This is a genomic window from Pseudoalteromonas sp. 4NS20-0020 (assembly GCF_057554385.1).
Map to the genome: position 1 here is coordinate 182,152 of NZ_BAAJMI010000006.1, position 13,272 is coordinate 195,423.

At 41.6% G+C, this 13,272-nt stretch carries 11 protein-coding genes; 9 read left to right on the top strand and 2 right to left on the bottom strand.

Annotated features, from left to right (window positions below):
• The first annotated feature begins 164 nt into the window (after positions 1-164).
• The 4 genes from speA to AC27JL_RS16340 are packed head-to-tail and all read left to right on the top strand — an operon-like array spanning position 165 to position 5,179.
• Complete coding sequence (gene speA / locus AC27JL_RS16325; RefSeq protein WP_010557735.1) at positions 165-2,045, top strand: biosynthetic arginine decarboxylase; 1,881 nt, start codon at positions 165-167, stop codon at positions 2,043-2,045.
• A gap of 57 nt (positions 2,046-2,102) precedes the next feature.
• Positions 2,103-2,987, top strand: a complete 885-nt coding sequence (locus AC27JL_RS16330) for an acyltransferase (RefSeq protein WP_487196085.1) — start codon at positions 2,103-2,105, stop codon at positions 2,985-2,987.
• Positions 2,988-3,005: 18 nt separating this feature from the next.
• Positions 3,006-3,926 (top strand): 1-acylglycerol-3-phosphate O-acyltransferase, YihG family, encoded by a 921-nt coding sequence (locus AC27JL_RS16335; protein ID WP_010557733.1) that lies wholly within the window; start codon positions 3,006-3,008, stop codon positions 3,924-3,926.
• Positions 3,923-5,179, top strand: coding sequence for a mechanosensitive ion channel family protein (locus tag AC27JL_RS16340; RefSeq protein WP_138740603.1), 1,257 nt, complete (start codon positions 3,923-3,925; stop codon positions 5,177-5,179). The genes AC27JL_RS16335 and AC27JL_RS16340 overlap by 4 nt, the downstream gene beginning before the upstream one ends.
• Here AC27JL_RS16340 and chrA read toward each other — a convergent pair.
• Positions 5,142-6,296 (bottom strand): chromate efflux transporter, encoded by a 1,155-nt coding sequence (gene chrA / locus AC27JL_RS16345; protein ID WP_487196104.1) that lies wholly within the window; start codon positions 6,294-6,296, stop codon positions 5,142-5,144. The genes AC27JL_RS16340 and chrA overlap by 38 nt on opposite strands.
• A 178-nt stretch (positions 6,297-6,474) precedes the next feature.
• Between chrA and AC27JL_RS16350 the strand changes: the two genes are divergently transcribed.
• Positions 6,475-7,107, top strand: coding sequence for a YiaD family glycine zipper/OmpA-like lipoprotein (locus tag AC27JL_RS16350; RefSeq protein ID WP_487196086.1), 633 nt, complete (start codon positions 6,475-6,477; stop codon positions 7,105-7,107).
• 35 nt (positions 7,108-7,142) lie between these two features.
• Here the strand turns inward: AC27JL_RS16350 and AC27JL_RS16355 are convergent, their stop codons facing one another.
• Positions 7,143-8,921: an ABC transporter transmembrane domain-containing protein gene (locus AC27JL_RS16355; RefSeq protein ID WP_487196087.1), complete on the bottom strand. Its 1,779-nt coding sequence runs from the start codon at positions 8,919-8,921 to the stop codon at positions 7,143-7,145.
• An 88-nt stretch (positions 8,922-9,009) separates the two neighbouring features.
• Between AC27JL_RS16355 and AC27JL_RS16360 the strand changes: the two genes are divergently transcribed.
• The 4 genes from AC27JL_RS16360 (at position 9,010) to AC27JL_RS16375 (ending at position 13,262) form a co-directional block, all read left to right on the top strand.
• Positions 9,010-9,408 (top strand): DUF3224 domain-containing protein, encoded by a 399-nt coding sequence (locus tag AC27JL_RS16360; RefSeq protein ID WP_243532398.1) that lies wholly within the window; start codon positions 9,010-9,012, stop codon positions 9,406-9,408.
• Between the two features lie 17 nt (positions 9,409-9,425).
• The gene (locus AC27JL_RS16365; protein ID WP_006794217.1) at positions 9,426-9,608 is read left to right on the top strand and encodes a hypothetical protein; all 183 of its coding nucleotides are present in this window, start codon (positions 9,426-9,428) and stop codon (positions 9,606-9,608) included.
• A complete protein-coding gene (locus tag AC27JL_RS16370) occupies positions 9,609-10,226 on the top strand; it encodes a LysE family translocator (RefSeq protein ID WP_487196088.1) in 618 nt (205 codons plus the stop codon).
• Positions 10,227-10,382: 156 nt separating this feature from the next.
• Positions 10,383-13,262, top strand: coding sequence for a TonB-dependent receptor (locus AC27JL_RS16375; protein ID WP_487196089.1), 2,880 nt, complete (start codon positions 10,383-10,385; stop codon positions 13,260-13,262).
• The last annotated feature ends 10 nt before the right edge of the window (positions 13,263-13,272 follow it).

Consider the following 13,272-nt stretch of genomic DNA (forward strand, 5'->3'; position numbering starts at 1 on the left):
AAAGGGCAATTCTGCCAGTGCTTGGCGGTTTGCTCAATGATATTTTAACTGATTTAGCGAATAAAGTTAGTGAGGAGTGAGTGAAAGTTCAATTTTTGTTAGCCTAGGGGATAGCGACGTATTAAAATGCGCCTTTATACCTAATTGACGAAAGAAGAGTTGCCATGACCTGGGGTTTAGAAACAGCACGTGCTACTTATAATGTTGCTCATTGGAGTGATGGCTATTTTGATATCAATGCACAAGGCGAATTGGTTGCCTACCCCGACGGCGATCAAAGTAAAGCCGCAATCTCTTTAACAGACTTAACAGAGCAATTTAAACAGCAAGGGCTAACATTGCCTGTTTTAGTGCGCTTTACCGACATTTTAAAAAATCGTGTAGATACGCTTACTAATGCTTTTACTAAAGCGCGCAGTAGCCGCGAATATAATGGCAAATACACCTGTGTTTATCCTATTAAAGTAAATCAGCAGCGCTCTGTGGTGAGTAAGTTATTGGCGCACCCAAGTGGTTTAGTTGGTCTTGAAGCGGGTTCAAAACCTGAGCTAATGGCTATTTTAGGTGTGGCAAAAGAGCCAATCACTATTGTATGTAACGGCTACAAAGACAGCGAATTTTTACGTTTAGCGTGCATTGGTCAGGCCATGGGGCACAGCGTAAAAATAGTGGTCGAAAAGCTATCAGAGCTAACCACCTTACTTGAAGAAATAGATAACTTAGGCATAGAGCCTGCAATTGGTATTCGCATACGCTTAAATTCTGTGGGTAAAGGTAAGTGGCAAAATACCGGTGGCGAAAAAGGTAAGTTTGGTTTAACTGCAGGGCAAGTATTAAGCGCAGTAGAAGTACTTAAAAAACACAATAAATTACACTTAATGCAAATGGTGCATTTTCATATTGGCTCTCAAATTGCCAATATTCGTGATATACACCGCGCACTTCGTGAGTGTGCGCGTCACTTTGCAGAGCTAACGCAACTAGGCGTACCACTGAATACGGTTGATGTAGGTGGCGGTTTAGGCGTTGATTATGAAGGCTCGGGCTCTCGCAGTGCGTGCTCAATGAACTACACAGTGGAAGAGTACGCCCGTAACGTAGTCAATGCGTTTGCGGAAGTGTGCGACCAACACGATTTAACCCATCCAGCTATTATTACCGAGTCAGGCCGTGCTTTAACCGCCCATCATGCGGTACTCATTACCGATGTGATTGACGTTGAAAAAGCACCTAATCATTTAAACCCTGAACCACCGCTTGAAAACAGCGTGTTAGTGCTTGATGAAATGTGGCAATGTTTACAGCGTTTGAATCCGCGTATGGCGCTCGAAATTTATCACGACGCGATGCACTTATTTAGCGAAGCACACGATCAGTACGTACACGGTTTAGTAAGCATGCTAGAGTGGGCGAAAATAGAGCAGCTTTACTTTACTATTTTACACCGCGTGCGTGCGTCGCTTAGTAATAACGCCCGCGCACACCGAGAAGTACTCGACGATCTAAATGAAAAGTTAGCAGATAAACTGTTTGTTAATTTTTCACTGTTTCAGTCGTTACCAGATGTGTGGGGCATACAGCAGTTGTTTCCGGTTATGCCAATCGAAAACTTAACGCAACCCCTTACTCAGCGCGCCATTATTCAAGATATTACTTGTGACTCGGATGGGCAAATACGCGAATACGTTGAAGGTGCAGGTATTGAAACCAGCTTGCCAATCCCTGAATATAAGCATGGCGAACAATACCACCTTGCTATGTTTATGGTGGGCGCGTATCAAGAGATTTTAGGCGATTTACATAACCTATTTGGCGATACCGATTCAGTGCATGTTGAGCTAAACGACGACGGCTATGTATTAACCAATGCCATAAAAGGTGATAGCGTTAAGGATGTATTAAAGTTTGTTGATTACGATAGCGCTATTTTAGCCGAAAATTTTGCTTATCAAATTAATAAACTAGATGCCTCAGAGCAGTGTAAAGCGGGTTATTTAGCCGAGCTCAATGCGGGCCTTGAAGGTTATACCTATTTTGAAGATTAATTTTTAAGTATAAATGCGCAGTGTTTAATGCTGCGCACCGTTAAAGGAATAGAAGTAATGTCAGTTATTCGTAGTGTTTTTAGTCTTATTTTTTATGCATTAAACACACTTTTTTGGTTTATACCTATTTTTATTTGTGGCTTATTAAAGCTTATTCCTATTAAACCATTACAAAAGTTATTGAGCTGGATTGCTAAACAGTGCGCCACTATTTGGGTGTCGTTTAATACCTTAAACCAGCGGCTGTTTACACCAACAAAACTTAACGTGACGGGCTTGGATTCTCTTAAACTAAAAGATTGGTACTTGGTGATTGCCAATCATCAAAGCTGGGTAGACATTTTAGTATTACAGCGCGTATTTAATCGTAAAATTCCGTTTTTAAATTTCTTTTTAAAGAAAGAGCTTATTTATGTGCCTGTTTTGGGATTATGTTGGTGGGCACTCGACTTTCCATTTATGACGCGCACCAGTAAAAGCCAGCTTAAAAAGAACCCTAAACTACGTGGTAAAGACTTAGAAACAACACGCAAAGCCTGCGAAAAATTTAAAGAAATGCCTGTAACGGTAGTTAACTTTGTTGAAGGTACGCGCTTTACACAAAGTAAACATGCAAAACAGCAAAGCCCATTTCCGCATTTATTAAAACCAAAAGCCGGTGGCATTGCCTTTGTTATGCAAGCAATGGGTGAGCAAATTTCTCAAGTAGTGAATGTTACATTGCATTACCCTGACGGTATTCCTACGTTTATGGACTTTGCTGGTGGGAAAGTAAAAAATATTAATGTACACGTGAATGTCATGCCGGTAAGTGATGAGTTAATTGGTGATTACACGGGTGATTCTGAATTTAGAGTTCGTTTTCAAAGCGAGTTAAATCGTTTATGGGAAGAAAAAGAACAAACGTTGCAATCACTTGACGGTCCAACAAGTACAAAATAACACGGTGAGCTTACAGTTATGCTAAAAAAATGGTTACCAAATTGGCTAAACGGCCTAATTGTAGGCTGCGTATTATTTACTAATCTTATAATTTTTGGCGTGTTGGTATTACTTTTGGGATTAGTGAAACTATTACTGCCCATTCATGCTGTTAATCGTTTATTACATAGCGCTTATCGGGGATGGTGTAATGGTAATCGATTGGGTTTATGGCTAGGCTGCCCAGACATTAAAATTGATGTAAAAGGTGATTTAAACTCAAAAAGTTGGTACTTATTAATTTGTAACCATATGAGTTGGTTAGATATTACGGTGCTTAGTTCGATGCATGCGTTACCCGCTCCTAAGTTTTTTTTAAAAGACGATTTAAAATATGTGCCATTTATTGGCACAGGTGCGTGGGCGATGGGAATGCCATTTATGAAACGTGTAAGCAAAGCGCAAATAGCTCAAAACCCAAAGCTTAAAGGGTTAGACATAGAGCGTACCAAAAACAGCTGTCGTAACTTTCGTAACCACCCAACAACTATTATCAACTTTGTTGAAGGAACGCGTTATACCCCCGCTAAACATGCACAACAACAAAGCCCGTTTAAGCATTTACTAAAGCCAAAAGCAGGCGGAATTGCATTTGCACTTGAGGTACTTGGAACCCAGTTTGATGCTATGTTAAATACCAGTTTGGTTTATAGCGGTAAGTCAGATCATGTGTGCCGCAACTTATTAAAAGGTGAGCTAGACTCTATTCACGTATCAATTGATGTAATGGCTATTACCGACACTATGTTAGGTAGTTACCAAACAGATGAAGCGTTCAAAGCTAACTTTCAACAGTATGTGAACGACTTATGGGTTGCAAAAGATAAGCAATTGGCAGGTATTTATGCTCAGCAAGCTATGCCAGATGCACAAATTAGTAAGGAAGCCAAAACACTATGACCAACACCCATATACAAGAGCTAATTGCCCCTTGGTTTGAAAACGTCCCCGACGCTGCTTTTTTTAGTGCACTAACGGCTACCGCCATTGGCATTTGTTCGTTATTTGTTGTGTATTTATTTACTCGCAGGCTTATGCTGCCAGGTATTCAAAAGGTGGTTACTAAGTTATCGCCAGAGCGTATTGGCGCGCTTTCTCCAATGTTAACTAAGCTTAATAAGCGTATTGCTGGGCTACTGTGTTGTGTATTGTTTTTAGCCACCTTCGATAGTGTATATCCGGTTGGTGAGTTAGCGGCTGAAATACTTAAAACCATAGGCCAAGCTTTATTAATTATTTATACCGGTTTTATTATTAGCAGTATTGTTAGTCTTGCTGCTGCTATTTATAACCAATTAGACTTTGCCCGAGAAGTCCCTATTCAGGGCCTTGTGCAAGTTGTAAAACTAATTACCTTTATTGTTTGTGGCATTTTAATTGTTAGTATTGTGCTTGAAAAATCACCGACGTATATTCTTTCGGGTTTTGGTGCGATTGCCGCCGTCACTTTATTAGTATTTAAAGATACGATTTTAGGGTTTGTTGCCAGTATACAAATTGCGGCTAACCGATTAGTGACTTATGGTGATTGGATCCAAGTTGATAATTATGGCGCCGATGGTGAGGTAATAGACTTAGGCTTAAACACGGTAAAAGTACGTAACTGGGATAACACTATTACGACTATTCCTACGTACATGCTGGTGGCAGGCTCGTTTAAAAACTGGCGTGGTATGCAGGAGTCGGGTGGAAGGCGTATTAAGCGCTCACTCAATATTGATATGAACAGCATTTGCCTAGTAAACGACGAGTTTAGAGCGCAAATAGACGCCGCTATTCCACTGCACGAGTATATTCGTGTATCGGCATTGCCAGAGCCTGTGTCTAATTTAGGGCTGTTTCGTCGTTATGCCGAAGGGTATTTAAAGCAGCATAGTAAAATAAACTCTTCGCTTACTTTAATGGTGCGGGAGCTTCAACCTTTAAACCACGGTTTACCTATTGAGTTTTACTGCTTTAGTGAAGATAAGCGCTGGATTTCTTACGAACATTTGCAAGCCGAAATAATGGATCACTTACTTGCCGTGCTGCCTATTTTTGGATTGCGCGCCTATCAAAGTGTGAGTGGGCAGTTAAGCCCACCAACCAATGCAGGGCAAACTGAAAAACCCAGTATTAAAGTGCCCAATAATGCTGTGCAAGACCCACACTAATAAATAATATTAATAGCCACCAAATAGGTGGCTTTTTAAGTCGTAGCCATGCAAAAGCTACAACAACTAACCCAATATGTAACCAGCTGTGCACTGCCGATGTCCAAATAGGTGAGTATAAAGCTGCGGCCAAAAAGCCCACAACGGCGGCATTAAGTGCGGCAATTGAACTAGCAAAACGCGGTTTATTAGCCAAGTTAAGCCAGCTTTTTTGAAATGCTAACATCAATAAAAAGCCGGGCGCAAAAATTAATAACGTGGCAACCAGTGCGCCAAATAAAGGCTGCGCAGTATTAAGTTGTGCACCTAAATAAGTAGCAATAGTAAACATAGGGCCAGGGATTGCTTGAGCGCTGGCATAGGCACTTAAAAATTGATCGTCACTTAACGCAGGTACACCTGCTTGCAATACGGGTAATACAACGTGCCCACCACCAAACACCATAGCGCCTGCTTGGTAAAAAGGCGCAAATAATGCAAATTCTTTTCCAAGCGGGGCAAAGCTAATTGCCAGTAACAATGCAAATAAGCTCAGCGCAACCCAGTTAATATTACTTTTTGTGTTGGTGTTAGTATTTTGATTTGCCTCGCCTAATTTTAGTAAAGGCAATATAGCACCAACAGTTGCAGCAATAACTAAAACTGCAATTTGCGTGCTTAACACCGGCAGTAAAACAAGCGCTAAGGTGCTTAATACGGCAAGTAACTTAAGCACCGCACTTGTGCAAAAGCTTTTAGCCATAGACAGTGTGGCGTCGGCTACAATAACCACGGCAAATAATTTTAAGCCCGCAATAATGGCATAGTAAACGGCATCAAATTGGTGTGCACTAACAGCCAATATCACCATAATTAAAAAAGATGGCAACGTAAAACCAACAAACGCGGTAATACCACCTAATATCCCTGCGCGTTCAACGCCAATAGCAAAGCTTACTTGGCTCGACCCAGGCCCCGGCAATGCTTGGCTTAAACTAATTAATTGCGCATAGCGTGTGTTGGTGATCCAATTTAGTGTATCTACAAAGTGGCGCTTAAAATAGCCTAAGTGTGCCGCTGGACCACCAAAGCTCATGCAGCCAAGTAAAAAAAACTGTCTAAAAATAGCAATTAGCATTGCGCTTTTATCCTTTTTTGATTTCATTAAATTGTCACAAAGGAATGTGACATATTTATTAAAACTCAATTTTGTAGGGTTAATAACAAAATTATAAGGCGATTGTTACGCACTTCATAGTTTGTTCATACAGGTAATTTCATACTGTTGCTAAATTCTAAATGAATAGGACATCATCATGACATTATCAAAATCACTTTTAAGCGTTACAGTGGTAGCCGTATTACTTTCAGGTTGCGAAATGAATAACACCGGCAAAGGCGCGGCAATTGGTGCAGCTGCTGGTGGCGTGTTGGGTAAAGCAACAGGTAACCACAAAGATAAGCGTATATTTATTGGTGCTGCTATTGGCGCATTAGCAGGTGCTGCTGTAGGTGACTACATGGATAAGCAAGAAGAAGCGTTTCGTGATGAATTAGCCGGCTCGGGTGTTGAGGTGGTACGTGAAGGCGATAACTTGCGCTTAGTTATGCCATCTAATATTACTTTTGCAACCGACCAATCATACATTTCAACAGGGTTTAACGATACGCTAAACGCCATTGCTAAAGTTATGAACAAGTATGAAAAAACCTACCTAAGCGTAGAAGGGCATACAGATAGCACAGGCCAAGATAGCTACAACATGAACTTATCGCGCGAACGTGCTCAAAGTGTAAAGGCTTACTTAGCTAACCAAGATATTATGGCAGCACGCATTAGCACTAGCGGCTTTGGTGAAACACGGCCAATTGCCACTAACGATACTGCAAGTGGCCGTGCTCAAAACCGCCGTGTAGAAATTCAAATAGTGCCAAACACAGAGGGTTAACGCCTAGCCTGTGCGAATTTTAATCTGTTAAGACCCTAGTCTTTATTAAACTGTAATTCACACAGCTTTTGATACAACGGGTTGCTTGCTACTAATTCTTGGTGAGTGCCCGTTGCAATAATTTCTCCATTCTCCATAACTACAATCATATCTGCATGAATAACTGTTGCTAGCCTATGCGCAATTATAAGCGTGGTGCGATTTTGCATTAAGTGCTCAAGCGCGGCTTGAACGTGGTACTCGCTTTGCGCATCGAGTGCGCTGGTAGCTTCATCAAGAAGGAGTATTTCTGGGTCTTTTAAAATAGCCCTAGCAAGTACAATACGCTGCTTTTGCCCACCGGATAACCTAACGCCTTGCTCGCCTAAAAAGCTGTTGTAACCTTGTGGTAATTGTTTAATAAATTCATCGGCATGAGCATGTTTTGCAGCAGCGTATACTTGTTCATCAGTGGCGTTTGGATTGCCGTAACGAATGTTATGCATTACATCTGAGCTAAATAAAATAGGGTTTTGTGCCACCATGCCCATTTTATCGCGCAGAGTGTTTAAAGAGAGCGACTTAATATCAATATCGTGAAATTTTATTGCGCCACTAGCTGGGTCGTAAAAGCGCTGTAGTAGCTCAAATAAGGTTGTTTTACCTGCGCCAGATGGGCCAACAATAGCGACTGTTTGACCTTGCGAAATGCTTAAGCTTATTTTGTTAAGTGCACTGACATCCGGGCGAGACGGATAATTAAAGCTGATATTTTCAAGCGAGATTGCAGGTAAACTTGCGTTATTTTGTAGCTTAGCGTCTTGTGGGTTTTCAGGATTTTCAATTTCACTTTTTACCGCAAGTAATTCAAGTAAGCGGGCGGCTGCACCTGCCGCTCTTTGTAGTTCACCGTACACTTCAGCAACCGTTGCCACCGACATTGCTACCATAATGGCATAAAACACAAACGCACCCAGTTCCCCCCCGGTCATAGTGCCTGCCAGTACATCACTGCCGCCAACCCACAGCATTGCGCTGATGGCACTAAAGGTTAAAAATATTACAGCGGCAATTAAAAACGAGCGCTGTTTAATGCGGCTTTTGGCAACGTTAAAGGCTTTTTCGGTTTCAAGTGCAAAAGCATGTTGCTCTTGTGTTTCGTGGCTATAGCTTTGTACCACTTTAATATTTTGAATGATCTCGCCGGCATAGGTGCTTATATCGGCAATGGCGTCTTGACTCGAGCTTGCAAGTTTACGCACCTTTTTGCCAAATACCATCATCGGCACTAATACCAGCGGCACACACGCAACCACTACGAGCGTAAGCTTTAAGTTGGTAATTAATAACATTACCAAACCGCCAACCAGCATTAATGCGCTACGCAGCGCCATAGAAAACGATGAGCCAATAATTGATTGCAGTAAAGTGGTGTCGGTTGTTAAACGCGACATAAGCTCGCCACTGCGGTTTTCTTCAAAGTAGCTTGGGTGCAAAGTAACAATGCGATTAAACACGGCTTTACGAATATCGTTACTGACTCGCTCGCCAATCCACGACATTAGATAAAATCGGCTAAATGTGCCTACAGCCAATAAGCTAATTAAACCAATAAGTACCAATACAGCTTGTTGAAGTTGCGCTTGAGAGCCCGCAATAAAGCCATGATCTATAACAAACTTAACGCCTTGGCCTAACGATAAATTAACGCCAGCCGTTACTAATAAAGCGCCAAGGGCTGCTATAACCATCCATTTATAGGGTTTTATAAATGCAAAAATAGGCAATAAACTGCTAAAGGCAGCTTTTTCGGTTGCGGGGGTACTGTTTGGCATAGTGGATTCTTTTTATAAGTTGAGGTATAGATATGGCATCATTGGATTAAAAATCAATAGCTTTAAAAATCATCAATAAGGAATTGTTATGACAAGCAACATAGTAACAGGCCAATTTACGGTGGCATTAGCCCCACTAGATGGCTATGCCAAAGGACAAAACGGCATTAATTTAGGGCGTATGTCGATTGATAAAACATTTACAGGCAAGCTTAATGCTTCTAGCCAAGGCGAAATGTTAAGCGCTATGACACCTGTGCAAGGCAGTGCTGGTTATGTAGCAATAGAGCAAGTAATAGGCGAACTTGAAGGCAAAAAAGGCAGCTTTGTATTACAGCATTTTGGCACTATGGATAAAGGCCAAGACAGCCTAATTTTAAATGTAATTTCCGACTCAGGCACTGATGAGCTAGAAGGATTAGCCGGTAGTATGAAAATACGCATTGAAAACGGTGTACATTACTACGACTTTCAATACACGTTATAAGATACACAGGGATTTAAATGCAAAAAGTAATCGAATTTAGAAAGACCCGCTTTATGGGTGGGGTAAATATAGCGGCGCTGAATGATCGCATACAGGAATTAAATCAAGATGGCTGGAAAGTAATTAGCGCAGTGCCAATAACCGGTTTTTATGGGCAAGTGCATGGTTATACATTATTTATTGAAATTGACGAGCTGTAAATGACTCTTTCTATGTGGTTAGGCCTAGTGGCTATTTGTATGATGGGCGCAATGTCGCCGGGTCCAAGCCTTGCGGTTGTATTAAAGCATTCGCTCAACGGCAGTATGAAAAACGGCATGCTAGCGGCGCTAAGTCACGGTATTGGAGTGGGCTTATATGCGGGAGCCTCATTACTTGGTTTAGGCGCGTTAATGCTGCAGTTTCCTACTGTGTATCAGGTGTTAGTGTATTTAGGCGCTGCCTATTTAGCTTACTTAGGAATTAAAATTTTATTGTCTAAACCCAACAATGATGAACTTAAAATACAAAATAGCGAAGTGAGTAGCATTAAAGCATTACAAGATGGGTTTGCCATTGCCTTTTTAAATCCCAAACTTGCTATTTTCTTTTTAGCCTTGTTTTCACAGTTTATTGATCCAGAAAATCTTACCCTAAGCATTGCAATGGTGATGTGTTTAACTGTATTTGTGATTGATACCGGTTGGTACTTACTTGTTGCCGCCCTAACAGAGTTTTCTAAAAAACGTTTTGGGTTTACTAAACACAATCCATGGTTAGACAAAGTACTGGGTTTTGTATTTGTTGCCTTAGCCATTAGGGTGGTAGTGAGTATTTAAGCTATTGCTAGCTAAATTGCTCAAAATAGCTACAGCCTAAGCAGGCTATACTGCATACGTATTCATCACAAAATATTCACCTTTTGGTTACAATTTGTTGGTTGTGTTTTTACTGCACTGACACACCACACAAAACAATAACCAAAAGGCACACACATGCAAAAGTTTAAATTAAATGCGCTCATGCTGGCATTATTTGCCGCCAATAGTGCTATTGCCGCTACTGAAGAACCACCTGAAGAGACGAGCAAACCCGCTCAAGTTCAAACCGATGTAGAAGTGATTGAAGTGCGCGGCTTTAGTCGCAGCTTAATTCAATCGCTTAACCAAAAGCGATTTAGCGATACGGTGTCAGAACAAATTTCTGCTGATGACTTAGGCGCATTGCCTGATATTTCAATGGCCGATGCACTGACTCGTTTACCAGGTATTTCAGCTGTGCGCACTGGCGGGCAGGCTGCACAAATTAATATACGCGGGCTGTCGGGCGGCTTTGTATTTTCAACACTTAACGGTCGTGAGCAGGTATCTACAAGTGGTAGCCGCAGTATTGAGTTTGACCAATACCCATCAGAATTAATTAGCTCTGCGGCGGTATATAAATCGCCAAAGGCATCGCTTATAGAAGGTGGTGTGGCAGGTACGGTAGAGCTTGAAACAGCTAGCCCACTTAATAATGATCAAACGCATAAATTTGTAGCAAATGTGCGCGGTATGTATAACGACCGTGCATCTGAGGTATCGGATGCCACTGAGTTTGGTGACCGAATTAGCTTTTCGTATCAAGGCAAATACCTAGACGATACATTAGGTGTAGCACTGGGGTTTGCGCGATTATTTCAGCCAAGTGTAGCAACACAGTTCATTGGCCTTGCATACAACGATAGAAAAGATGTTGATGGCGTACCAAACGACACAGATGGCCCCATAGATAGCCCAGAAAGTGAATACATTAGCGAGGGCTTTGAGCTACAGCATTTAGGCGGTGAAGAAACCCGTAATGGCTATTTGGCTGCCATAGAGTGGGCACCGGTAGATAATTTTAAATTAAAAGGTGATGCGTTTTTATCGCGCTTTGATAAAGAGTCATTTGCCCGCGGTTTTAGGGTTAAATTAGGCGGCCCATCTGCAGCATACGCAAATGCGCAACTTGATGGTAATGCTGTAATTGGTGCTGCTGTTAATCGTACTTCGAAAAGTTATACCCGTGTTGAAATAGTGAATGACGACAACCAAGATTTTGACGAAGTAGACAGCTTTGGCGTTAATGCCAATTGGCAAGTAACCGATAGACTAAATGTTAATGCTGATGTAGCGCTTTCTCGCGCAAAAAGTAATTTTAGAAACGGTTTGTTGTGGAGCTTAGTGGCTGAAGATGCCAATGCAGAAACGCCGGTATTTGATAACAACGTTGCAATTAACTATCAATTAAATGGCTTAAATTTACCTGACGTTGGGTTTAATCAGGCGGCCGCCTTTAGCGATATAGACCGAGTAATGGTCAGTAAATATGGTATTTACCCTGATCAAACAGAAGATGAAGTAACGGCATTTAGACTCGATTTTAAATACGAGCTAGAAAGCGATATTTTTAGCTCAGTAGAATTTGGTGCACGCTATTCAGATAGAGAATACAGCCGAAAGCGCTCGGTGTTTGAGTACGGTAACGACGGGGCATTTTCAACAACGCAGCCCCCTTTGCGTTTAACCGACGATATGGCATCAGTGGTTGATTGGCAGGGCGACTTTAGTTATTTCCCATCGTATTTAGCCATTGATTTAGATAAAGCACTTAATGCGTGGTTTCCAGATGGCACGCCAGAACCCGTTCAAACATGGGGCAACGCCGATGGCGTAGACGACGCGCAAGGTTACACAACTAACTATTCGTGGTCAGTGTTACAAAGCGGTTCGGTGTTTGAAGATGTGCTAGCCGCGTACGTGATGGTAAACATTAACACGCAAATTGCCGGCCTTGACCTATCAGGTAATGTGGGTGTGCGCCGTATCGAAACCGACCAATCAGCAACCGTACTTGAAAATGTAGCAGGCGATGCGCGCTTAGGTGCGCAAAATATTGTTGATGAGAACGGCATTGTAAATGATTTATACGCGCCTAATGTATTAGGCACTAAATATACAGATTACCTGCCTTCGCTAAATTTAAACCTGCAACTTAACGACAATTCACTTGTACGCTTTGCTGCGGCTAAAGTTATGTCGCGTGCACCAATTAACCGTTTAGCGGGCGATGCCAGCGCAAACGTAAGTGACGATGGTGTTATTAACGGTTCAAGTAATAACAACCCATTTTTAAAACCCTTTTATGCTGACCAGTACGACTTATCTTACGAATATTATTTTGAAGAAGGTAACGGCACTGTTGCTGCGGCGTTATTTTATAAAAATATAGACTCGTTTGTTGAAACGTTATCGATTGAGAACTTCGACTTTAAAGGTAATGGCTTTAACGTCCCTGATTCTATAGAAGATCCGGTCAGTGGTGAGCAAGTTGCTACAACAAACGGTATTTATACCACGGCAGTTAATAATGGCGAAGGTGGCTACATTAGAGGGCTAGAGCTTGCCTATACGCAAGTGTTTACCTTTTTACCAGAGCCATTTAATGGCTTAGGCGCTAATGCAAGTTACTCATACACCGAAAGTGAAATTGAATCGATCACGAGTTTAGGGGGCGATACTCTCGTTCAATCTTTACCTGGGTTATCTAATAATGTGCTTAATGCTACGTTATTTTATGCTTTAGACGATTTTGAAACCCGCCTTAATGTACGTTACCGCGATGAGTTTGTATCAGAGCAGGTTGCCATTAACGAACAAGTGGTTAATTTTGATGCTGAAACAGTCATCGATTTTCAAACGTCTTATCGCTTTAGCGATTCACTCACCATGCTTTTGCAAGTTAATAACTTAACCGATGAACCAACCCAAAGTTACTTTGGCTCAGAGCAGCGAACAGGGACTACTCAGTACTTTGGTCGTCAGTTTTATCTTGGTTTTACATACAGTCATTAATTAGCAAACG

Excerpts from the sequence above, each read along its gene's own strand:
- AC27JL_RS16370 (WP_487196088.1), top strand. The coding sequence starts at position 9,609 with ATGACTCTTTCTATGTGGTTAGGCCTAGTGGCTATTTGTATGATGGGC.
- AC27JL_RS16330 (WP_487196085.1), top strand. The coding sequence starts at position 2,103 with ATGTCAGTTATTCGTAGTGTTTTTAGTCTTATTTTTTATGCATTAAAC.
- speA (WP_010557735.1), top strand. The coding sequence starts at position 165 with ATGACCTGGGGTTTAGAAACAGCACGTGCTACTTATAATGTTGCTCAT.
- AC27JL_RS16340 (WP_138740603.1), top strand. The coding sequence starts at position 3,923 with ATGACCAACACCCATATACAAGAGCTAATTGCCCCTTGGTTTGAAAAC.
- AC27JL_RS16355 (WP_487196087.1), bottom strand. The coding sequence starts at position 8,921 with ATGCCAAACAGTACCCCCGCAACCGAAAAAGCTGCCTTTAGCAGTTTA.
- AC27JL_RS16365 (WP_006794217.1), top strand. The coding sequence starts at position 9,426 with ATGCAAAAAGTAATCGAATTTAGAAAGACCCGCTTTATGGGTGGGGTA.
- chrA (WP_487196104.1), bottom strand. The coding sequence starts at position 6,296 with ATGCTAATTGCTATTTTTAGACAGTTTTTTTTACTTGGCTGCATGAGC.
- AC27JL_RS16335 (WP_010557733.1), top strand. The coding sequence starts at position 3,006 with ATGCTAAAAAAATGGTTACCAAATTGGCTAAACGGCCTAATTGTAGGC.
- AC27JL_RS16360 (WP_243532398.1), top strand. The coding sequence starts at position 9,010 with ATGACAAGCAACATAGTAACAGGCCAATTTACGGTGGCATTAGCCCCA.
- AC27JL_RS16350 (WP_487196086.1), top strand. The coding sequence starts at position 6,475 with ATGACATTATCAAAATCACTTTTAAGCGTTACAGTGGTAGCCGTATTA.
- AC27JL_RS16375 (WP_487196089.1), top strand. The coding sequence starts at position 10,383 with ATGCAAAAGTTTAAATTAAATGCGCTCATGCTGGCATTATTTGCCGCC.